Consider the following 21,969-nt stretch of genomic DNA (forward strand, 5'->3'; position numbering starts at 1 on the left):
TACAAAATATTTAGTCTTTTCAGAAAAGATGGAGGGATAGCCATGAAGAATCCACTTCTTCGCATTGAAAACTTACAGACTTCCTTTCGCATACAAGATCACTATCATGCAGCAGTTGATAATGTTTCGTTAACTGTCCATGAAAATGAAATTGTCGCGATAGTTGGTGAATCGGGTTGCGGAAAAAGTGCACTTGCCCTTTCTATTATGCGACTGCATAATGAAGCAAATACAAAATTACAAGGGCAGCTTAACTATAGAGATAAGGATTTACTAACTATGTCGACCGCAGAAATGAATAAAGTACGCGGATCAAACATCGGTATGATTTTCCAAGAACCTCTTACAGCACTCGATCCTCTTATGACAGTTGGAAAACAAATCGAAGAAAACTTAGACTACCACACAAGCCTTTCAAAAGCAGAAAAGAAAGAACGCACCTTAGAACTACTCCATCAAGTTGGTATTCCAAAACCAGAACTTACATATAAACAATACCCACATGAATTATCTGGCGGAATGAGACAAAGAATTGTTATCGCAATTGCAATTGCTTGTAACCCAGCACTCATTATTGCGGATGAGCCAACAACGGCACTTGACGTAACCATCCAAGCACAAATTTTAGACTTACTAAAGTCTATTCAAGAACAAACAAAAATGGGCATCATTTTAATTACACATGATTTAAGTGTTGTTGCAGAAACAGCTGATCGTATCGTCGTTATGTACGCTGGACAAGTTGTAGAGACAGGAAAAGTTGAAGAGATTTTTAACAACCCTCTTCATCCATATACTCGTTCTCTATTAAACTCAATTCCATCTGCATATGCTGAAAAAGAAAAATTACATGTAATTCAAGGCGTGGTTCCTTCATTAGCGAAGCTTCCTCGTACAGGCTGCCGCTTCCAAGCTAGAATTCCATGGATTAGACCTGATCAACACGAGGAAAATCCAATTTTACATGAAGTAAAACCAGACCATTGGGTACGTTGCACTTGCTACAAGCATTTCAACTTCCAAGATAAGAAAGGAGATGACGTAACTCATGGCACTGCTTAAAGTAGAAGATTTAAAAGTACATTTCCCAATTAAAGGTGGTTTCTTCGGCCGCACATTAGATTACGTGCGTGCTGTCGATGGTGTAAGTTTTGAATTACAACCGGGTGAAACATACGGGATCGTTGGTGAGTCAGGAAGTGGCAAATCAACAACGGGTAAAGCAATTATGCATTTAACGAAAGCAACAGAGGGTAGCATTCATTTTAATAATAGAGATTTAACAAAGTTAAGTCGCTCTGAGCTACGTGAACAAAGAAAAGATATTCAAATGATTTTCCAAGATCCGTATTCATCATTAAATCCGAAGAAACGTGTTCTCGACATTATTGCTGAGCCACTTCGAAATTTTGAGAAACTCTCACCTGATGAAGAACGTAGAGCAGTTCAAGAATATCTTGATAAAGTTGGTCTAAATCCAGAGTCAATTTATAAATATCCACATGAATTTTCCGGTGGGCAAAGGCAGCGGATTGGTATTGCACGCGCTCTTACATTAAAACCGAAGCTTATTATTGCTGATGAGCCAGTATCTGCGCTTGACGTCTCTGTACAGGCACAAGTATTAAACTTCTTGCAAGATTTACAAGCTGAGCTCGGACTAACATACTTATTCATTAGTCATGATTTAGGTGTCATTCGTCATATGTGTGACCGCATCGGTGTTATGTACCGCGGACGAATTGTCGAAGAAGCAACTAGTACAGAAATTTATAATAATCCGCAACATATTTATACGAAACGCCTAATATCAGCCATTCCTGATATTCGTCCTGAAAACAGAGAACAACAACGTAAGCTCCGTCAACAAGTAAGCTCTGAGTATGAGAAATCATACGAAAATTATTTCAATGAAAACGGTCGGGCTTATGACTTAAAAGCAATCTCGCCAACGCACCGGGTGGCATTACCATAAGGGAGTGATAAAACATGTGGAAGTTTATATTACGGAGATTTTTAGTAATGATCCCGCAATTATTCGTGTTAAGTGTACTTGTCTTTCTACTAGCTAAAGCAATGCCAGGCGATGCCTTAACTGGCAGAGCAGTAAATAATCCGAAAGCAGATCCAAAGGTCATTGAAGAGCAACGCGAAAAATTAGGTTTAAATGATCCCGTTACAACACAATATGTTCGCTGGGTTAAAAATGCTGTGCAAGGTGACTTCGGTATTTCCTATGCACATAAAATGAAAGTAACTGATTTAATCGGTGAACGCCTTGGAAATACAATTTGGTTAGCAATTCTTGTCCTTGTTCTTACTTACGTGATTGCAATTCCACTCGGTGTCATAAGTGGACGTTGGACTGATACATGGGCAGATCGGCTCATTACACTCTATAACTATTTAGGACTTGCTACACCACTATTTATATTTGCATTAATCATGCTCTTCCTATTTGGATTTAAACTTGCAATATTCCCAACCGGTGGTAGCGTAGATCCTCAAGTTGCAACAGGTACATTCGCTTACTATTTAAGTAAATTGAATCACATGATATTACCAGCCTTATCTGGCGCATTAATTGCAACAGTGGGTACAATCCAATATTTACGAAGTGAAATTATCGATACGAAACATAAAGATTTTGTACGCACAGTAAAAGCAAAAGGTGTTCCAGAATCAAAGGTTTATTCTAGACATATTTTACGTAATTCATTCTTACCAATCGCAGCGTTCTTAGGATACGAAATTACAAGCGTGGTTGCAGGATCAATTTTTCTAGAAAGCATCTTTAGTTATCCTGGTATTGGTCAATTATTTATGCAATCTATTTCTCAACGTGATTTTAGTGTCGTAACTGCACTCGTTTTATTTACTGGATTCGCAACGCTACTCGGGACTCTTCTTTCCGATATTATTCTAAGCATCGTTGATCCACGTATTCGTATTGATTAATGGAGGTGAGGAAACGTTATGTTAGCAAATCCCGAAAAACAAACTGAAGTCGTTCATTACGAAAAAAGTCCTTCTGGCTTTTCTGTCATGTGGCGTGAATTTCGTAAAGATAAATTAGCAATGTTTTCACTTTTCTTGTTGGCAATCATACTGATAGCCGTTTATACAACATCTTTCATTATGAAGCAGGAGGATATTGTAAAAGTTGATTTATTTTCTATCTACTCCCCACCATCTGGTGAACATTGGTTAGGAACAGATTACGGTGGTAGAGATATTTTTGGACAACTTATTATTGGAACAAGAAATTCATTTACGATTGGACTTGTAATCACTATCCTCTCATGTTTGATTGGTCTTTCTATCGGACTAATCGCTGGTTACTTTGGTGGAGCTGTTGATAACATCATTATGCGTATTATTGATTTCAAACTTATTTTACCTTTCCTAATGCTTGTTATCGTACTTATCACAATTGTTCCGGTCTTTAATGTTACTGTATTTATTTTGATCATGAGTATCTTCTTATGGACAGGAAAGGCCAGGTTAATTCGTTCCAAAGTATTAACCGAAAAGGAATTGGACTATGTATCTGCATCAAAAACATTAGGTACACCAAACTGGAAGATTATGATGTTTCAAGTGCTACCTAACTTAAGCTCTATTATTATCGTAAGCGTTACATTAAACCTTGCTGGAAACATCGGTATTGAATCTGGTCTAACTTTCTTAGGATTTGGTCTACCTGAGAGTACACCGAGCCTTGGAACACTTGTTAGTTATGCAACAAATCCTGATGTTCTACAAGAAAAATGGTGGATCTGGTTACCTGCATCACTCATGATTTTAGTGTTGATGCTGTGTATAAATTTTATCGGTCAAGCGCTACGTCGCTCAGCTGATGCGAGACAAAGAAAAGGTTAAGGGGTGGAGACAATGACAAACAAACCAAAGTTTTTTAAAGTATTAAGTACACTTGCAGTTTCAACATTACTACTTTCAGCGTGTGGGGGCAGTGGAGGTAGTGAAAAAACGAGCAGCACAAAAAAGGTAGACACAAGCAAATTTAATGAAACTGTTAAAAATGATAAAAAAGAAATTAAAGACGGCTCATTGACATATGGGCTTGTTTCTAACACACCATTTGAAGGACTTTTGAACTTTGCTGTATATGAAGGTGATCCTGACAACCAAGTTATTACTTTCTTTGATGAAGGATTATTAGACAACGACAAAAACTGGGAATACAATAACGAAGGTGCTGCTACGTATGAAATATCAGCAGATAAAAAAACAATTACATTAAAAATTAAAGATAACGTAAAATGGCATGATGGAAACCCTGTAACGGCTGAAGATTTAGAGTATTCTTACCTCGTGATTGGAAGCAAGCTATATGCTGGATCTCGCTATGATACTCAAATGCAAATGATTGAAGGAATGACTGATTATCACGATGGAAAAGCAGATAAAATTTCTGGTGTAAAAGTAATTGATCAAAAAACAATTTCATTTACATTTAAAGAGCCAAATCCTTCTGTGAAAACTGGACTTTGGACATATCCTCTTCATAAAAAATACTTAGCAGATGTGCCGATTGATAAATTAGCAGAATCTGATAAAATCCGTAAAAACCCAATTGGTTTTGGACCATTTAAAGTTAAGAAAATCGTTCCTGGAGAATCTGTTGAATTTGAACGTTTCGATGATTATTGGGGTGGAAAACCAAAACTTAAAAATGTAGTCTTAAAAGTTGTGAATCCATCTATCGTTAATGCTTCATTGAAAAATGGTGACATTGATATCGCAGAAGTAAGTGCAGATCAATATCCGAACGTAAGTAAATTAAAGAATGCACAACTAGTTGGAAGAACAGATTTATACTACAGCTACATCGGCTTTAAATTTGGACACATGGATAAAGAAAAACGTGAAATGGTAATGGATAAAGATACATTCAAAGATGTTCGTTTACGTCAAGCGATGGCTTATGCAATTGATCGAAAAGAAATCGGTGAAAAACTATATCACGGTTTACGTTATCCAGCTAACTCACCAATCTCACCAGCTTCACCTAAGTTCCACAATAATAAAGTAGGTGCTTATGATAAAGATGTTGAGAAAGCGAAAAAATTGTTAGACGAAGCTGGATATAAAGATAAAAACGGTGATGGTTTCCGTGAAGACCCTAATGGTAAAGAAGTTAAACTTAACTTCTTATCAATGAGTGGTAGTGATGTAAGTGAACCACTTGCAAAATTCTTTATTCAATCTTGGAAAGAAATTGGCATTAAAGTTGAACTTCTTGACGGTCGCTTACATGAATTTAACTCCTTCTATGATAAGCTGAAAAAAGATGATCCTGCAGTCGATCTATATGCTGGTGCTTTCGGTACTGGTTCTGACCCAGATCCATCTGGCCTTTGGGGACCTGATGCAAGCTTTAACTACCAAAGATGGTCAAATCCTAAAAATACTGAGTTATTAAAAGAAGGTCTTTCTCCAAAAGCTGCTGACGATAAATATCGTACAGAAGTATATGATAAATGGCAAAAACTAATCCATGATGAAGTACCAATGATTCCACTTCATTATAAGTTCGATCTAAAGGGTATCAATAACCGCGTAAAAGATTATAAATATACACCGGAAGATCAATATAAATGGGCTAAAGTTAGCGTAACAAGCGATAAAGCAGAAACAGAGAAATAAGAAAATAGCTCCTGGCACTGAGATATATGCCGGGAGCTATTTTTTATTTATAATCCTTCTCTTGCTATTTATAACAACCAATTCCTTCCCTACTCTAAGATTAAAAGATTTGATGAATCATCTTTATTACAACAGCTAACGTAACAGATGCCGCAAATCCCCCTAAACAAATTAAGCTTACCCCTTGACTATATGATAAATTTTGAAATGATTTCATTGCTTCCATCCTCCCTATCTCCCCTTTGATACTCTTATTTTACCAATGGGAAAAATTTCATAACATCGATTTTTCTGACAACAAACTTACAAATTTGTAAGTTAATATTTTTTAAAACTTATATATCTAGTATGCCCACCCACTCTCCCTTTATACGGCAAAAAAGACCCCGAATTATATCAAGGTCTTAGTTACGTTCTATTTCGTTTTACTTTATTATCATCACCGGACATTTCACACGCTTTGCTATTTTATGACTGACACTACCAAGCACCATTTCTTGTAATGTATTTAATCCTCTGCTTCCAGCAATAACAAGATCTATATCTCCTGTATTCACATACTGAACAATCGTATCTCCAGGATCTCCATGTAATATCGTAATTTTATAAGAAATGTTCTCTTTCTTTAATAAACCTTCAATCTCTTTTAATTTATCTTTTCGACTAGCCGATATTGTTTCTAAATCTGTTTGGCCTTGTATAATATCTGATTTTGCCGTTCTATTATCTACTACGTACACAACTTCAACATTTGTTTCTTCGCTACATTTCGCAATATATGTTGCATGTTCCGCTGCTCGAAGTGCATGTTCAGAACCGTCACATGCTAATATAATTTGTTTGTACATATGCTGAATCCCCTTTTCGTTATCCTACTCGTATTATATAATAAAGCCCCCTAAAAAGGAGGCTTCTAACTTGCAATTCTTTTATTATAAGTAGCTAAATTTGAAATAATTTTCGAGCTTCGTTCATTTAATCCCGTTATACTTACTTTCGCGCCACTTTGTTCATACTTCATGATAACTTTATCAATTGCAGCTACTGCTGAATCATCCCATACGTGTGCGTGAGTAAAATTCAACTCAATTTCTTTTACATCTTCCTCAAATGTAAAATTATTTATAAAATCCGCCATAGATGCAAAGAAAAGTTGACCATGAATTTCGTATATTTTCTTATTTTCAATATATAAATGTTTCACGTGAATCTTTGCCATATTGAATGCAAATAAAACCGCACTACTTACTGTTCCGATAATTACACCTAATGCTAAATTATGTGTAATTAAGACAATCACAACTGTTACGATCATAACAAATGCGTTTCCTTTCGGTACTTTATGAATCGTTGTTACAGAGTTCCAATCAAATGTTCCGATTGAAACCATAATCATAACTGCAACTAAAGCTGCCATCGGAATATGAACAACATAATCACCTAAAACGAATAGTAATACGATTAAAAACCCGCCCGCTACAAATGTTGATAATCGTCCGCGTCCACCTGATTTAATATTAATAACAGATTGACCAATCATTGCACATCCTGCCATTCCTCCGAAGAATCCAGCGACAATGTTTGCAATACCTTGACCGCGTGCTTCTTTATGTTTATTACTTTCCGTATGCGTCATATCATCTAAAACTGAAGCTGTTAATAATGACTCTAATAAACCGATAATTGCAAGCATAACTGCATACGGTAAAATAATTCCTAATGTCTCAAGTGTAAAAGGCACGTCAGGAATGCTAAAGAACGGTAATTCTTTCGGCAGGCTTCCCATATCTCCTACTGTTTTCAACTGTAATCCGCTCATAAGTGCAATACTTGTCACAATAATAATGGAAATAAGTGTAGACGGGACAGCCGTCGTAATACGTGGAAATACATATATAATTACAAGTCCTAATGCGACAAGTGCATACATTTGCCAAGTTGCATTTTTAAAATGTGGCAATTGCGCTGTAAAAACTAAAATTCCAAGTGAATTTAAAAAACCACTCATAACAGATTTCGGAACAAACTTCATAAATGAGCTCAGTTTGAACACACCAAAAATAATTTGGACAATACCTGTTAATATTGTTGTAGCAAATAAATATTGCAAACCGTGATCTTTAACAAGCGTTACCATTAGTAATGCCATCGCACCTGTTGCAGCTGAAATCATCCCAGTTCTTCCGCCAACAAATGAAATGGTAACTGCAATACAGAAGGCTGCGTATAACCCAACGGTCGGATCCACACCTGCAATAACAGAGAAAGCAATCGCTTCAGGGATTAACGCTAAAGCAACAACAATTCCTGATAGTACGTCCCCTCTCACATTGGAGAACCAATCATTTTTTATCGTTTGAAACAAAATACCACTCCTCTACTCTTTTATCCCGCTATTTGCCGGGCAGTAAGACCCCCACCTCAAAATTCAGCGGAAGCAAAGAAGTTAGGTGGGGATCAACTGCCCATAAAAGCCCGATTGGTTCAACTAATAATCAGTGGGGGATGAACAAAACCCCCACTGATTAAAGTTTCACTTTATCATTTAATTTTCTCCATAAGAAAATCTAAGCCGACTGCACGAAGGCTATTATATAACGAGTAGAGGATTTTGCGCTATGTAAAAGTTTCCTAAAAAAAGACGCTACCTTCATAGCGTCTTTTCTCATTTCATTAATGTCCACCGTGCCCTTGGCCACTTTCCTGAACAATCTCTAACCTCTCATCCAATATACCTTGTGTTTCAAATGAAATATCACTCGTACTTCCTAATAAGAAGCCGTGGTTATATGGTCCCAGCGTTGGGTCATCTTTAAACTTCGGCTGAATACTAGCAAGGAATTCATACACTGGTTGTGAAGCTTTCCCTTCTTCTAACAATACAACAGGTGCGTGTTTACCCATATGTGAAAATGGTGCCCCTGCAACTGCTAAGTCTGGTGTTTTGCTTGAAACAAATGATAAACCGTGACCTGGTTTTGTAAACCCCCATCCAAATTTTGTTTTTTCATCTTTAAATTTCGCAAATGCAATAGAATTCTCTACTGGAGTCTCTCCACTAATACGCGTTACTTTCCCGTATTTACTTAACTCTTTTTCTACTTCTTTTGAAACGATTTTTTCTGGTCCTAGTAAATATATATTTGCTTTATCTTTTCTCATCTTTAATGCCACTATCGTCGCTTCTGGCACTTTATTTTTTTCTGTATAGAGTAATGGTTCTGGCATATGAGAAATCCAGTTTACAGCCGGTGTTGTATATAAACGCCCTTCTTCTTCCGATGAACCGATAATAACACTATTTGGATAACTTCCTGTTATATCGGCATATTCTTTATCCACATCTTTAGCAAATGTAGCTGGATCCGTTTCTTTTATTTGCTTTACTTGATAATCTTTTAATTGCTCAAGGATTGATGCACTTACATCCCCCATCACCATAATTTGTGTTCCATCTTTCGTTCCGAGCGGATTTAATCGTTTTATTTCTTTTAACGTCATTTCGGGTACCTTTTCTTTTTCTATAAATAAAATCGGCCCGTTATTCGGATGGTGAATAAGATCCGCACTTGCAATACCTAATTGCCACTCGTTTACTGGTACTAAAATAACAGCGCCTGGCTGATTCTCTTTATGCGTTGCTGGCCATATCGTTTGCGAAGTTAATACTGCCATTTGCATAGGGTCATTTGTATTTAATCTCGTTACATTTTTTAAACTCGTCGTTAATACATCATTCGATGCCCCCTTATTCATTTCTTTCGGTGCACTTACCTCCTGCTTCATTTTCATTTTCATTTCCTTTTGCTCTGTTTTCTTCTCTTCTTTAGATTCATGATTTTTATGATCTGTGTTCGTTTGCCCACACGCCGCAAGACCAGCCGCCGCAATTATTGTTATCCCTAAAATTCGGGTCATCTTTTTCACTATACCGCCTCCGTATGAATCGTTTTCGAGCCAATATGATTACCTAAATTAGAATTTCACCTTTACAATAACAAGCAATTCTGAAGAAATTATGCAGATGCATTATAATCTGCACCATTTCTTCATGATTTTGACTTACAATTTAAATAATAACTACAAATGCGGAGGTACTCTATGGTCGATATACTACTCGTAGATGATGAGCCGAGAATGCTTGAATTATTAACACTTTATCTTACTCCAATCGGATACAACTGCGTATGTGCAGTATCCGGTGAAGAAGCTATTTCACATATAGAAAATCGAAACTTCAAGTTTGTTTTACTTGATATTATGATGCCAAAGATGGACGGATGGGAAACGTGCAAAAGAATTCGATCATTTAGTAACGTTCCTATCATTATGGTAACTGCTCGTGATCAAACGGTAGATGTCATCCAAGGATTAAAACTTGGCGCAGATGATTACGTGACGAAACCGTTCCATGAAGAGGAGCTTTTCGCAAGAATTGAAGCTGTTTTAAGGCGAACGAATCAACACGCACAAATCCAATATCACGGCATTTTATGGGATGAGGCAAAGCATTTCGCTTCTGTCCATAATGAAGAACTTCTTCTCACTCCAATCGAATTCTCTTTACTCGGATTATTTTTACGTCATGTGAACTACGTATTAAGCCGCGATCAGCTCATTGAACGAATTTGGGGATTAAATACAAATACAGAAGATAGAACAGTCGATTCACATATTCGTAATTTGCGTGATAAATTACGAAAAGTAAATTTTCCTATTGATCATCATTTAAAAACTGTTTACGGAGTCGGGTATCGATGGATTGATACTCTAGATTAAGGAGCAAAACGATGAAGCGAATATCTATTCAACTCGGATTTTATTTTTTAATTGTTACACTTTTAATCGAAAGTGTTCTATTTGTCTTGCTTTATTATAGCCTTGTCAGCAATAGAGTAAATGAAGAAATGACAGCTTTATTAAAGCGCGGAAATAGTCACCGAGATGTCCTTGAAAAGTATTTTGATAAGCAAACAATCTCCCATGTTGCCCTAATGGAATCCGAAGCTGAAACCACTGTTGTTATTACAAATGCAAATAAGGATGTACTAGCTAAATCCAATGAAATAAATACTACTATAAAAAAGCATATTGAAAAGATGCAAACACGGACAGATCATGAGGGAGCAATTATAGAGAATCATTGGAAAACATCTAATTATATATGTACAATTAGCCCAATTATAGTGGCAGGAAAAACAGAAGGCTACGTATATATGTTTCTCGGAACGGAATCAATCGAGGAAATGGTTAACGGGCTAACAAGACAATTCATTATTGCTGGAGTCATTACTTTTCTATTAACAGCCATCACCATCTTTCTATTATCACGGTTGTTAACAAAACCATTGTTACACATGAAACATGCCACTGAAAAAATGAGTAAAGGCGACTTATCTGTTTCATTAACAACTACTCGAAATGATGAAATCGGTGAACTAGCATCATCAATTCAAACGCTCGCAAATGATTTACATTATATGAAAACAGAGCGAAGTGAATTTCTAGCAAGTGTTGCTCACGAATTACGAACACCGTTAACATACGTAAGAGGTTATGCTGACATTGCTTTAAAAGAAACCACATCTCCTGAGCAACGTTTGCGATATTTATCTATTATAAAAGATGAGTCTGATTACATTACAAACTTAGTTCAAGATTTATTTTCACTTGCACAAATAGAACAACATAACTTCTCTATTCAAGTAAAAGAAGTACATTTACACACCTTCCTTACTCGCATAGCCAAAAAAGTAAACGCCATGTATAAAGAAAGACATATTAAAGTTTCCTTCTTTTGTCCTCCTACACTGGTAGTAAGCTTAGATGAGCAGCGATTTGAACAAGTTATAGTGAACATTTTAAATAACGCTTATAGACATTCAAACGAACATTCTCATATAAACATTTCTGTTACAGAAGAAAATAAACGTATTTCCATTACAATTGAAGATGAAGGTGAAGGTATTCCGCCTGAAGACCTCCCTCACATTTTCGACCGCTTTTATCGAGTTGATAAAGCTAGATCACGCGCTACAGGGGGAACTGGTTTAGGACTATCTATCGTGAAAGAAATTGTAGAACTACACGGCGGGAATATTACTGTAACGAGCGAAGTCGATCATGGGTCTTGTTTTATCATTTCATTATCATCTATATAGAAATACAACTATCATTAATTAACCTATAAAATTACATCATAATTGACATATGAAAACGCCCAGAGCAGAAAAAACTCTGAGCGTCTTTTATTGTCTTATTAAATTAAATTCTCCTTTAACTTAAATAAAATTAAAGACAAAACTTAAATAAATTTCTAAACATATTCATTTCACACTCTTTATTCTAAAAAGAATCTTTAATTCTACTTAAAGTAACACACTTTATATTTGTAATGGTTTATAAGCCAATGCTTTATCTATAATTTCTCTGGCAGTTAATTCTTCATCACTCCAGAAAATATAATCACTTATTTTAGGGTCAATAACAGACGATTTAACCATGTCCAACCAAATTGCCAGCTCCCATTCTTCTCCTTCTGTATCCATAAGTTTTTGAACCAAGGTAACTAACTCTTCTCTATTTAACTCTCCTAACTTTATATTTTTATGATTAATAGCTCTTTTTACAATGTATTCTGCACCGTAGTCAGCAAAAAATAATTCTTTTGCACGTGGATAAGGAACACTCTTTTCAAATACAGTCAGTTTATGTTCAAAATCTTCTCCAAAATCTTGTAGCTCTTGAATTTCTAAAACTAATTTTAATAGTTTCTTTTCATCCAATTCCTCACTCCCTTTATTCAAGACAACCACCTCAGTAATCTAATTACATTTCTTCATAATTTCCATATTCATTTCAACATAAAATTACAATTTCCCTTTTGAATTATCGAAATTAATATGTTATCTGTTATCCCTTATGTTAATTGATATGTTAAAGACATATAAATATTGATATAACTAGGAAGAAGAATAGACCAAATCAGATGTGATTTGGTCTATTCATTGGTAGGTTATTCACTTTACCTCATAATATAAATTTACAAATTGCCCAAAACGTTTCGTATCCGTCAAAGTTAAATTAATTTCTGGATTCTTTTCTTTAAATAATGGAACACCAGAGCCTAATATATGCGGTGTAATCGTAACAACATATTCATCAATTAGATTATTCTTAAAGAATTCTCTCAGTAGCTCTCCTCCACCAACCATCCATATTTTAGATCCTTCTTGTGCTTTTAACCTTTTTGTAAACTCCACTACATCTTCATTTACAAACTCTACGTTTCTGTCTGAACCTTTTTCTGAACGAGAAAAAACATAACATGTTTTATCTAAGTACGGGAATGTTTCCGTATGCTCTACTACATAATCGTACGTTTTCTTTCCCATAATTATTGTATCAATCGTTTCGTACATTTCTGTATAACCGTTATCTCCCTCTCCTTCCGTTTCCATTAACCACTCTAAATCATCATTTTCTTTCGCAATATATCCATCTAAGCTCGCCGCAATAAATAAAACTATTTCACGTGACATATTTTTTCCTCCTTATATCTCATCTTGATAACATATGATGTAAACAATATACTAACAATAAAACATGACACTTTATGTCATGTTAAAAAGAAAAAGGTGATACATTTGTCAAAAGCTAAACGCTTATTAGATATTCTTATATTTGCTTCTGCCAAAAAGACATTTACAGCTCAAGAAATAGCTGATGAATTTAATATTTCCGTTCGTACGGTTCATAGATACATTTTAGATTTAAGTGATATGGGATTACCCATTTATGCTGAACAAGGTCGTAATGGAGGATATAAAGTATTAACAAATAGGGTCATTCCACCTATCTTATTTACGGAAGACGAAGCGGTCTCCATCTTTTTTGCCTTTCAATCTTTAAGCTACTACCGAGACCTGCCTTTTAATACAGAGATCAATTCTGTTACACATAAACTGTATAGCTCTCTACAAGATGATGCGAAAGCGAAAGTTGATAAAATACGATCTTATATCGCTTTTTGGAATCCAAAGAGAACAATTGATACACCCCTTTTAAACGAAGTGCTAACCGCCGCTATTGAAAATAAAGATTTACACTTTCAATACGAATCTAAATCGGGGATAAAAACAAAACATGTTCACCCTATCGGTGTATATGCGCATGACGGGCTATGGTACTTACCATCCTACGACTTTAGTAGAAAAAAAATATTACTGTATCGCGTCGACCGCATTCTCTCTATATTATCCACAGAAGAAAATGAAGATACATTCATGAATTTAGAAGAGTGGTTTATCTCTAACTCTAACGTAGTACACAGTCCTACTCAGTTACATGTTTTACTGACAACAGAAGGTGTACGCCAATGTAAAAGCGTTCCTTACCTTGAAGAGCTCGTTGTAATAAACGAAGACGGGACAGGATATATACATTCAACAATTGATAAAGGTGAAATTAATTTTATTACGCCTTTATTTTATAGACTTGGAAAAGATGCACGAGTTTTAGAGCCAAAAGAATTGATAGATAGTTTACGTATACGTGCGAAAGAAGTTTTACATATGTATGAAGACGAAAAAAGCTGCTAGATATAAGCAGCTTTTTGTTTATTTGTTCCTATTGTTTTGACTGTTGACGAATATCAATCCACCAACGATATGACGCATTCATATTTTCAGTACTTCCATTCCCTCTGTAATGGAAAGCATCCAAAAAGATTGAATCTAACTTGTCCTCATCTACAAAATAACCTAGGTTAACCTTTACCGTTTGTCCCGGTCGGATACTACCAATATTATAAAAGCTTTTCCCGTCTCCGTGAGGTTCTAAATAATCAACTTCTCCCGTCATAATACGCGTTGCTTCCATTCCCTCTTCTTTAGCGTATTTCCATGCATTCCCTTCAAATTTAAGCTGCTTTATGGATGGATGCATATAGATTTCTTCTGTCGCCTGTTTACCAATATTTCTCACTGTAGTTGTCAAGTAGACAAATTTAACATTAACTAATTGCGAATCTACTAATGTATCAATTGAATCTTTACCATTCCCTAATTTATATACATCCCGTCTGTACGATAGCAGTTTTCCCGTCTGATCTAAAGCCTTCTTCTTGCTTAATATCCCTAGGCCAAGTTCATTAAAGTTCTCTTGTTTAAAATCTTTAATCGAATCAAAAACTTCAACTTTTTCTATCACATATTCAATTTGGCTGTTATCCATAGATATCGTTACTGGAACCTTTTGCCCTATATGAAATAGTCGTTTGCTATCTTTTTTCAAAGGAATCACTTTAGGTTTTTTAGGTTCATCTGCTTGGCTAAAATACTTTTTATCATAATTTGATATATGTGATGCCTTTTCTTTTGACGTGGGCTCAAGTGAAATATTCCCTAAGACATCTATCATTTGTTCTTCATTTATATCTGATCCAATAAAGCTTTCTAACATAATCCCTTCTTTCTCAAAAAAGAGAAAAACCTTCCTATCAAACATTACATTGTTGTTTCCAGTTTCTTTATGAACAATTACTGCTTTCTTGCCACCTATCTCTTTTTCTTTGTAGCTTTTTGAATATAAAGTTTGAAAGTCCGCATTTTCCCCTACTCTCCAAAGACTAAATGAAAAGCCTCCATTTGCGTCGTTATCTTTAAATGAATATTTCATAGCACTGTCATCAATTGCTTCCATATTTTCTGGCAATTTACCAATCTTCAACTTATACCACTTGTCACTCTTTTTCGAGTCATTGTTTGTTACTGAAACATTTACTTCGTAATTTTGTTTTTGGACAATCATATTATAGACTTTCACTGCCCCAAAAACGGTTGTCGGCATGCCAATCAATAAGCAAGCAGCAGCGATTAACATACGATGTTTTTTACGCTTTTTCTGCGGTTGTCCATCTTTCAGCTTCATTTCCTCCATAAACAATTTCTTTTTGTGCATATATGTATGTGAAAATTCATGCTGTTCTTCGAGTTTATCAAAATCATCTAAAGCAATTTTTTCAGCAAGTTCATATATTTCTTTGGAGTTCTTTGAATTCGTCATGTTGTATACCTCCTATCATATTTTGAACTCGTTTTCGAGCGCGTTCAAACTGCTTACGGACATTGGCCTCCGTTATCCCCATGACACCTGAAATTTCTTGATACGTTAAGTTATAGAAGACTTTGTACTTAAACACCTGTCTGTTCGATTCATTTAACTCTTTTAGCAATGTATCAATTTGAACCTCAGACATTTTACGTTTTTCCCACTCTTCAATATTTTCATCTACTGCTTCTGTTGATTCTCTTTCATATTCTTCTAAGAATGTTTCATGTCGTTTATTTTTCCGATAACTATCAATCGCCTTGTTTTTCGCGACCCTCAAAATGTAGCGTTTAAGCTCTTCAGTGCTCAAGCTATGGAGCTTTTCCAAGTTCTTATAAAGAGTAATAAACGTCTCTTGAACCGCATCTTCAGCCTGCTGAATATTATTTAAAATAGAATAAGCCACATAATAAATTTTTTGTTCGTACAACTCATATAGCTCTTCCATCTTTTCATAATCGTTATTTATAACTTTCATATAATTCCTCCTCTCACTCTATATAACGAATGAGCGCTATACTTTGTGACACTGCAAAATCTTTTTATATATAAAACTTAATAATAGAATATAAAAAATCCCAATTTCTCTATTGTAACTGAGAAATTGGGATTTTTTATATTAGAATTTTCCTGATTATTCCATTAAGAACATCCCTCTTACGCCTTTTCAGTAAGCAGCATTTGCTCTATCGCTTCTTTTAACAAATGCTTTGTCTCTTCCAAGTTATAATTCTTCTTTTCTCCTAGCTGTACCGTATAAAACTCAGCAAACGAGCGCTCTTTATATCTTGGTACGACATGCATATGGTAATGTGTTAACTCGTTAAAGATTCCACCATTTTGGCAAATTGTAATTCCGTCAGGTTTATATAATGCCTTAATCGATTTTGCAATCAGCTTAGAAGCATCCATAATGGATTTTGCCACAACATCATCTAATTCGTCTACTTCTACAACATGTTGCTTTGGCACAATTAAAGTATGTCCTGGATAGAAAGGTTCATGATCTAAAAAACATGTTACATAGTCATCTTCATATATTTTATATATAATTTCTTCTTCGTTGGCTAATTTACACCCTAAACATTCCATCATATTTCCCCCTTTATTAAAAACATAAAAACGTGAGAGCCGTATTCTCACGTTTTTATGTTTCATTTTATTAGTTCAATTGTTTCCGTAACCTTTATACTATCTTTTACAGATTGAACAATCGTACAATTTTTCACTGCAAGTTGCAGCGCCTTGTCCAACTGCTCTTCTGTAATGTTTTGTGCTTTGATTTTATAGTGCAAATGAACACTTTCAACTGGTTTTGATACAGCTTCACTTCTACCAATTTCAGTCTCAATTGTAAACGTATCGTATGGAATACGTTTCTTTTCTAAAATTGTTCGGAAGACAATTGCACTACATCCTGCGATAGAAGAAATGAGTAATTGTAACGGTGAATACCCGTTTTCTTTTCCAATCGCTAATTGACCATACGATAAATCTGCTTCTATATCATCGTGTTTGATTGTTAGTTTCATTTGTTTTTTCCATCTCCACTTTCATCGGTTTCTTCCGTTTCTTACTCATATAATAATATATATAGCAGAAAATGATAAATGGAATACCACAGTATAACGCCATTCTTTGTTCAGGAATAAACGCTAAACTAATAACAACGATGCTATTTGTAATTAAAGCTAAAATTGGAACAATCGGGTATAGTGGTGTTCTATACTTTAAGTCCTCTAACTTTCCTCCGCCTTTTATATACTGACTTCTAAAGCGAAGTTGCGATAAAGCAATAATGATCCAACTTGAAACAGCCGATAAACCAGCTATCGATAATAAGTACATGTATACTGTATCTTCTGCAAGGAAACTTGTGAATAGAGATAATCCAGCTACCGCAATCGTTACGACTAACGCTGTAATTGGAATACCACGCTTATTTACTTTTTGGAAAGATGTTGGTGCCATTCCTTCATTTGCAAGTGACCATAATATACGAGTTGCCGCATATAAGCCTGAATTCGCTACAGATAGTAACGCTGTAATAATAACGAAGTTCATAATATCAGCTGCGTATGGAATACCGATTTTATCAAATACAACTACAAATGGACTTTCAATTACCCCTGCTTCTTTCCAAGAAATTAATCCTACTAAAATCGTCATTGTTAAAATGAAGAATAACATAATGCGCCATACTGTATTACGGATCGCACGTGGAATTGTTTTTTCTGGATTTTCACTTTCTCCCGCTGCAATCCCGATTAACTCTGTTCCTTGGAACGAGAAGTTAACTGTAATCATTGTAAGTAATACGGCAGCTAGTCCATTCGGGAATAACCCGCCATCGCTTACAAAGTTAGAGAAAAGAGGTGCTGCTTCTTTTCCATCGTATGGTAAAAACCCTAATAATGCACTACCACCAAGAACAACAAACGCAAGAATTGTAACTACTTTAATACTAGAGAACCAAAACTCTAATTCAGCATAACTCTTCGCTGAGATAGCGTTTGAAGCATATAAAATAACGCCGAATACGAGACACCATACCCAAACATCAACATTTGGAAACCATCTTTTCATCATTAAACCGATTGACGTTAACTCTAAACCTACTGTCACTGCCCAGCCAAGCCAATATAGCCAGCCGATCATAAAGCCCGTTCCTGGTCCAATAAACTTCGTCGCATACTTTTGGAAAGATCCTGAAACTGGCATTGCTACCGTTAACTCTCCAAGACAAAGCATTGTTAAATACATAATAAATCCGCCCACTAAATATGAAAGGATGGCTCCCCCTGGTCCAGCCTGATTAATGGTGTAACCTGAACCTAAGAAAAAACCAGTCCCGATTACACCACCTAGTGCGATCATAAATAAATGTCTACTCTTCATCGTACGATGTAATTTCTCATTCGTTGGTTGCTGCATCTAAATCCTCCCCCTACCGATACCCCTATATCTTGTTAAAATTTTCTGATAATAAAAATATACACGAAAGCGATTACAATTTCTATATAAAATTAAAACTTTTCTGATAAAATAATATAAAAAATCTAATTATTGCAAGATTTAGATTCTATTTAGAGGAAAATAAGGAGAAACAAGGAAAAACCCTTACATATATTGTAAGAGTCAACGAAGTTCTAATCTTCTCGATAAAATTGATAAACTATAATTTACGATAAAGTACATACAAGCTACTACTATAAACGTTGGAATCGTATAATTTACATTCTGTCCGCTAATAATTTGGGCATTATGCATAAGCTCTGGCAGTGATATAACAACTGCTAATGATGTATCTTTCAGCAATGAAATAAACTGACTGACAAGCGGCGGGACCATTCTTCTTAATGCTTGTGGTAAAATAATATGCCACAACGCTTGAACATACGTTAATCCTGAAGATCTTGCGGCCTCAATCTGTCCTTTTTCAATAGATAATAAACCACTTCGAACAATTTCAGATATCATCGCTGCTTCAAATATTGTTAAAGCAACAATTACGGCCGTTATAATTTCTAATTTCAAGCCTGCTTCTGGAAGTGCAAAATACGTGAAAAATATAATTAAAAGTAGTGGTAAGTTTCGAATCACTTCAACGATAATCCCTAATATTTGTGAGACGACAGGTATTTTCATGTAGCGCAATATCCCTATTACACTACCAATAATAAAACTAAGTACAATCGCGACGAGCGCTACCTCTAACGTTATAAGCAATCCTTTTAATAAAAATAGAATATGATCACCTGTTATGGCTCCCTTAAAATCCATTTACACCGCCTCCTTTGCCAAGCGTTTTTCTAAATAACGCACTAGCATACTGAGCGGAATTGTTACTATTAAATAAAACATCCCGACAAATATATACACGTCGAACGTAACAAATGTCTTCGTTGAAATTAAATCTCCTTGATACATCAAATCGGTACCAGCGATAATTCCGAGTATGGAAGAGTTTTTTACTAAATTGAGAAATTGATTTCCTAGAGGAGGAATTACGATTTTCATCGCTTGAGGTAAGACAACATAATACATCGCCTGTACATACGTTAACCCTGAAGACCGTGCTGCTTCCATTTGTCCTTTCGCGACTGATAAAATCCCTGCCCGAATGACTTCCGCAATAAAAGCTGCAGTATACACAGTAAGCGTAACTGTTCCTGCTACAAAACCATTTAAAGTGATTCCTATTACAGGTAAAGCGAAATAGAATATAAATGCAATTAATACGAGTGGAATATTTCTTACAAACTCCACAAAAGCTGATCCTATCCAATTTAAAATACGAATAGGTGCAATACGCATTACAGCCAAAATTAAGCCTAAAATAAAGCTTCCTATTAATGCAATTACACTAGACATAACTGTATATTTAAAGCCTTCTAAATACATATCAATGTTATTCGTTAATATAGAAAAATCAGGCACATATTCTACCCTCTTTCTTTACAAGAAGAGGATGAGCATCCCTCATCCTCTCACTCTTACTATTCACTAGGAATAAAAACCCACTAATTAAAGTTTCACTTTACTTCTCCTGTTTTTGACCAATCCATTTTTCATACAATTTATCGTATTCCCCATTCGCTTTCATATCTTTTAGTAAGCTATTAATCTCTTTCGTCAAATCATCCGCACCTTTTTGCACCGCAATTCCGTACGGTTCATCCGTGAAAATTTTCCCTACAACTTCATAATTTGAATCTTGCTTTGCCATTCCGTAAAGAATTGCGTTATCTGTCGTTAAAACATCACCTTTACCCGCTTTTAACGCTGTAAATGCCTCACTATAATTTTCAAATTCTAATACAGTCGCTTCTGGTGACTTTTGACGAATGTTATTTGTAGATGTTGAGCCTTTTACAGCTAATACTTTCACACCTTGTTTTATATCATCAATACTCTTAATATTGCTTCCTTTTTTCACAAGTAACGATTGCCCTGCTTTAAAATATACATCTGAGAAATCAACCTCTTTTTTACGTTCTTCCGTAATTGTCATCGTCGCGATAATTGCATCAATGTCACCATTTTTTAGTAGTGGTATACGCGTTTTAGACGTTACTTCTTTTAATTCTAGTTTCTTTTCATCTCCGAGAATTTTTTTCGCAAGTGCCTTCGCGATATCAACATCGAATCCTTCTACCTGCCCTGTTGAAGGGTTTTTCAATCCGAATAAATTCGTATCATTCTTCACCCCAACTACTAATTTCCCGCGCTTTTTAATTTGCTCTATGGCCCCGCCTTGCTTCGTATTCGTTTCTTTCGCTTCATCTTTTTTACTGCCACATCCAGCAACGATAAGTACGAATAAACATGAAAATACGATTAAGGTAAATAACTTTTTCATTTTAAGCATGAAATTCCTCCTCTAATGATTTAACACTCGGCTTAAAAATAAACGTGCTCTTTCTTGTTCAGGATTCGCAAAAAATTGCGCCGGTGTTGTATCCTCAATAATCTTGCCATCATCCATAAATAAAATCCGATCTGCTACTTCTCGCGCAAATCCCATCTCATGTGTGACAACAACCATCGTCATCCCTTCTTTAGCTAGCGTTTTCATAACATCCAGTACTTCCCCGATCATCTCCGGGTCAAGAGCAGACGTAGGCTCATCGAATAGCATAATTTCCGGCTGCATCGCGAGTCCTCTAGCAATCGCTACCCTTTGCTGTTGTCCGCCGGATAATTGATGCGGATATACACTAGCCTTCTCTGGAATCCCTACTTTCTCTAAATAAAACATTGCGGTTTTCTCCGCTTCTTCTTTTGAAACTTTATTTACTTTAATAGGCGCTAGTGTAATATTTTGAAGAACCGTTTTATGTGGATATAAATAAAAATGCTGAAAAACCATCCCGATATTTCGGCGTAATTCATTCATATCCGTTTTGGCATTGTGTACATCCGTATTTTGTACAATTAACTCTCCATCTGTAATTGTCTCTAATTGATTTATACACCGAAGCAACGTGCTTTTTCCTGATCCGGAAGGCCCAACAACTACTACCACTTCACCTTTTTTCACTTGCACATTAATATCTTTTAAAACTTGAAAGTTGCCATAATATTTATTTACATTACGAAATTCTATCAACATACTCCCCCCTCCCTCTAACAAAGCATGTACATTCTTTTTATATTCAAAAATAGGCAAAAAAATAACTACCTGCC

23 protein-coding genes are annotated in these 21,969 nt (G+C 35.5%); 8 read left to right on the forward strand and 15 right to left on the reverse strand.

Going from position 1 to position 21,969, the window contains the following annotated elements:
• Window positions 1-42: 42 nt before the first annotated feature.
• From ACXY7N_RS13405 to opp4A, 5 genes are read left to right on the forward strand one after another with little or no spacing between them, the layout of a single operon-like run.
• Complete coding sequence (locus ACXY7N_RS13405; protein ID WP_016089298.1) at window positions 43-1,062, forward strand: ABC transporter ATP-binding protein; 1,020 nt, start codon at window positions 43-45, stop codon at window positions 1,060-1,062.
• The gene (locus ACXY7N_RS13410) at window positions 1,049-1,975 is read left to right on the forward strand and encodes an ABC transporter ATP-binding protein (RefSeq protein WP_098986089.1); all 927 of its coding nucleotides are present in this window, start codon (window positions 1,049-1,051) and stop codon (window positions 1,973-1,975) included. The genes ACXY7N_RS13405 and ACXY7N_RS13410 overlap by 14 nt, the downstream gene beginning before the upstream one ends.
• 14 nt (window positions 1,976-1,989) lie before the next feature.
• Window positions 1,990-2,958 carry an oligopeptide ABC transporter permease gene (opp4B, locus tag ACXY7N_RS13415; RefSeq protein WP_098264666.1) on the forward strand — a complete coding sequence of 323 codons (969 nt, stop codon included), beginning with the start codon at window positions 1,990-1,992 and terminating at the stop codon, window positions 2,956-2,958.
• An 18-nt stretch (window positions 2,959-2,976) separates the two neighbouring features.
• Entirely contained in the window at window positions 2,977-3,882 is a 906-nt protein-coding gene (locus tag ACXY7N_RS13420) for an ABC transporter permease (RefSeq protein ID WP_367888300.1), read from the forward strand.
• Window positions 3,883-3,894: 12 nt separating this feature from the next.
• Window positions 3,895-5,670 (forward strand): oligopeptide ABC transporter substrate-binding protein, encoded by a 1,776-nt coding sequence (gene opp4A / locus ACXY7N_RS13425; RefSeq protein ID WP_367888301.1) that lies wholly within the window; start codon window positions 3,895-3,897, stop codon window positions 5,668-5,670.
• A 100-nt stretch (window positions 5,671-5,770) separates the two neighbouring features.
• Here the strand turns inward: opp4A and ACXY7N_RS13430 are convergent, their stop codons facing one another.
• The 4 genes from ACXY7N_RS13430 to ACXY7N_RS13445 all read right to left on the reverse strand — a co-directional run bounded on the left by ACXY7N_RS13430 (window position 5,771) and on the right by ACXY7N_RS13445 (window position 9,597).
• The gene (locus tag ACXY7N_RS13430) at window positions 5,771-5,896 is read right to left on the reverse strand and encodes a DUF4027 family protein (protein ID WP_082181333.1); all 126 of its coding nucleotides are present in this window, start codon (window positions 5,894-5,896) and stop codon (window positions 5,771-5,773) included.
• Window positions 5,897-6,095: 199 nt separating this feature from the next.
• Window positions 6,096-6,518, reverse strand: a complete 423-nt coding sequence (locus ACXY7N_RS13435) for a universal stress protein (RefSeq protein WP_000277996.1) — start codon at window positions 6,516-6,518, stop codon at window positions 6,096-6,098.
• A 65-nt stretch (window positions 6,519-6,583) separates the two neighbouring features.
• A complete protein-coding gene (locus ACXY7N_RS13440; protein WP_098485835.1) occupies window positions 6,584-8,035 on the reverse strand; it encodes a SulP family inorganic anion transporter in 1,452 nt (483 codons plus the stop codon).
• 308 nt (window positions 8,036-8,343) lie between these two features.
• Window positions 8,344-9,597 (reverse strand): cell wall-binding repeat-containing protein, encoded by a 1,254-nt coding sequence (locus tag ACXY7N_RS13445; RefSeq protein WP_367888302.1) that lies wholly within the window; start codon window positions 9,595-9,597, stop codon window positions 8,344-8,346.
• A 174-nt stretch (window positions 9,598-9,771) separates the two neighbouring features.
• On the opposite strand from ACXY7N_RS13445, the gene ACXY7N_RS13450 reads away from it, so the two are divergent.
• Window positions 9,772-10,449: a response regulator transcription factor gene (locus tag ACXY7N_RS13450; RefSeq protein ID WP_016133616.1), complete on the forward strand. Its 678-nt coding sequence runs from the start codon at window positions 9,772-9,774 to the stop codon at window positions 10,447-10,449.
• Between the two features lie 11 nt (window positions 10,450-10,460).
• Window positions 10,461-11,831 carry a sensor histidine kinase gene (locus ACXY7N_RS13455; RefSeq protein ID WP_488592432.1) on the forward strand — a complete coding sequence of 457 codons (1,371 nt, stop codon included), beginning with the start codon at window positions 10,461-10,463 and terminating at the stop codon, window positions 11,829-11,831.
• Between the two features lie 222 nt (window positions 11,832-12,053).
• Here ACXY7N_RS13455 and ACXY7N_RS13460 read toward each other — a convergent pair whose 3' ends face one another.
• Window positions 12,054-12,476: a bacteriocin immunity protein gene (locus tag ACXY7N_RS13460; protein ID WP_001032608.1), complete on the reverse strand. Its 423-nt coding sequence runs from the start codon at window positions 12,474-12,476 to the stop codon at window positions 12,054-12,056.
• Window positions 12,477-12,689: 213 nt separating this feature from the next.
• On the reverse strand, window positions 12,690-13,211 hold the full coding sequence (locus ACXY7N_RS13465; protein ID WP_016133614.1) for a dihydrofolate reductase family protein: 522 nt from the start codon (window positions 13,209-13,211) through the stop codon (window positions 12,690-12,692).
• Window positions 13,212-13,316: 105 nt separating this feature from the next.
• On the opposite strand from ACXY7N_RS13465, the gene ACXY7N_RS13470 reads away from it, so the two are divergent.
• The gene (locus tag ACXY7N_RS13470) at window positions 13,317-14,270 is read left to right on the forward strand and encodes a helix-turn-helix transcriptional regulator (protein ID WP_488592433.1); all 954 of its coding nucleotides are present in this window, start codon (window positions 13,317-13,319) and stop codon (window positions 14,268-14,270) included.
• 28 nt (window positions 14,271-14,298) lie between these two features.
• On the opposite strand, the gene ACXY7N_RS13475 is transcribed toward ACXY7N_RS13470, so the two are convergent.
• From ACXY7N_RS13475 to ACXY7N_RS13515, 9 genes are all read right to left on the reverse strand, one after another.
• A complete protein-coding gene (locus ACXY7N_RS13475; RefSeq protein ID WP_488592434.1) occupies window positions 14,299-15,735 on the reverse strand; it encodes an anti-sigma factor in 1,437 nt (478 codons plus the stop codon).
• Window positions 15,701-16,258 (reverse strand): RNA polymerase sigma factor, encoded by a 558-nt coding sequence (locus ACXY7N_RS13480; protein WP_488592435.1) that lies wholly within the window; start codon window positions 16,256-16,258, stop codon window positions 15,701-15,703. The genes ACXY7N_RS13475 and ACXY7N_RS13480 overlap by 35 nt, the downstream gene beginning before the upstream one ends.
• Window positions 16,259-16,437: 179 nt before the next feature.
• Window positions 16,438-16,872 carry an HIT family protein gene (locus tag ACXY7N_RS13485; protein WP_488592436.1) on the reverse strand — a complete coding sequence of 145 codons (435 nt, stop codon included), beginning with the start codon at window positions 16,870-16,872 and terminating at the stop codon, window positions 16,438-16,440.
• A gap of 62 nt (window positions 16,873-16,934) precedes the next feature.
• A complete protein-coding gene (locus tag ACXY7N_RS13490) occupies window positions 16,935-17,312 on the reverse strand; it encodes an OsmC family protein (RefSeq protein ID WP_016133609.1) in 378 nt (125 codons plus the stop codon).
• Complete coding sequence (locus tag ACXY7N_RS13495; RefSeq protein WP_001187117.1) at window positions 17,287-18,714, reverse strand: amino acid permease; 1,428 nt, start codon at window positions 18,712-18,714, stop codon at window positions 17,287-17,289. The genes ACXY7N_RS13490 and ACXY7N_RS13495 overlap by 26 nt, the downstream gene beginning before the upstream one ends.
• Before the next feature lie 204 nt (window positions 18,715-18,918).
• Window positions 18,919-19,563, reverse strand: coding sequence for an amino acid ABC transporter permease (locus tag ACXY7N_RS13500; protein ID WP_000345969.1), 645 nt, complete (start codon window positions 19,561-19,563; stop codon window positions 18,919-18,921).
• Window positions 19,564-20,220, reverse strand: coding sequence for an amino acid ABC transporter permease (locus ACXY7N_RS13505; protein WP_016133608.1), 657 nt, complete (start codon window positions 20,218-20,220; stop codon window positions 19,564-19,566).
• Window positions 20,221-20,320: 100 nt separating this feature from the next.
• Window positions 20,321-21,151 carry a glutamine ABC transporter substrate-binding protein GlnH gene (gene glnH, locus ACXY7N_RS13510; protein WP_098646234.1) on the reverse strand — a complete coding sequence of 277 codons (831 nt, stop codon included), beginning with the start codon at window positions 21,149-21,151 and terminating at the stop codon, window positions 20,321-20,323.
• A 12-nt stretch (window positions 21,152-21,163) separates the two neighbouring features.
• On the reverse strand, window positions 21,164-21,892 hold the full coding sequence (locus tag ACXY7N_RS13515; protein WP_148667147.1) for an amino acid ABC transporter ATP-binding protein: 729 nt from the start codon (window positions 21,890-21,892) through the stop codon (window positions 21,164-21,166).
• Between the last annotated feature and the right edge of the window lie 77 nt (window positions 21,893-21,969).

It is taken from the genome of Bacillus sp. 5w2 (genome assembly GCF_054353775.1).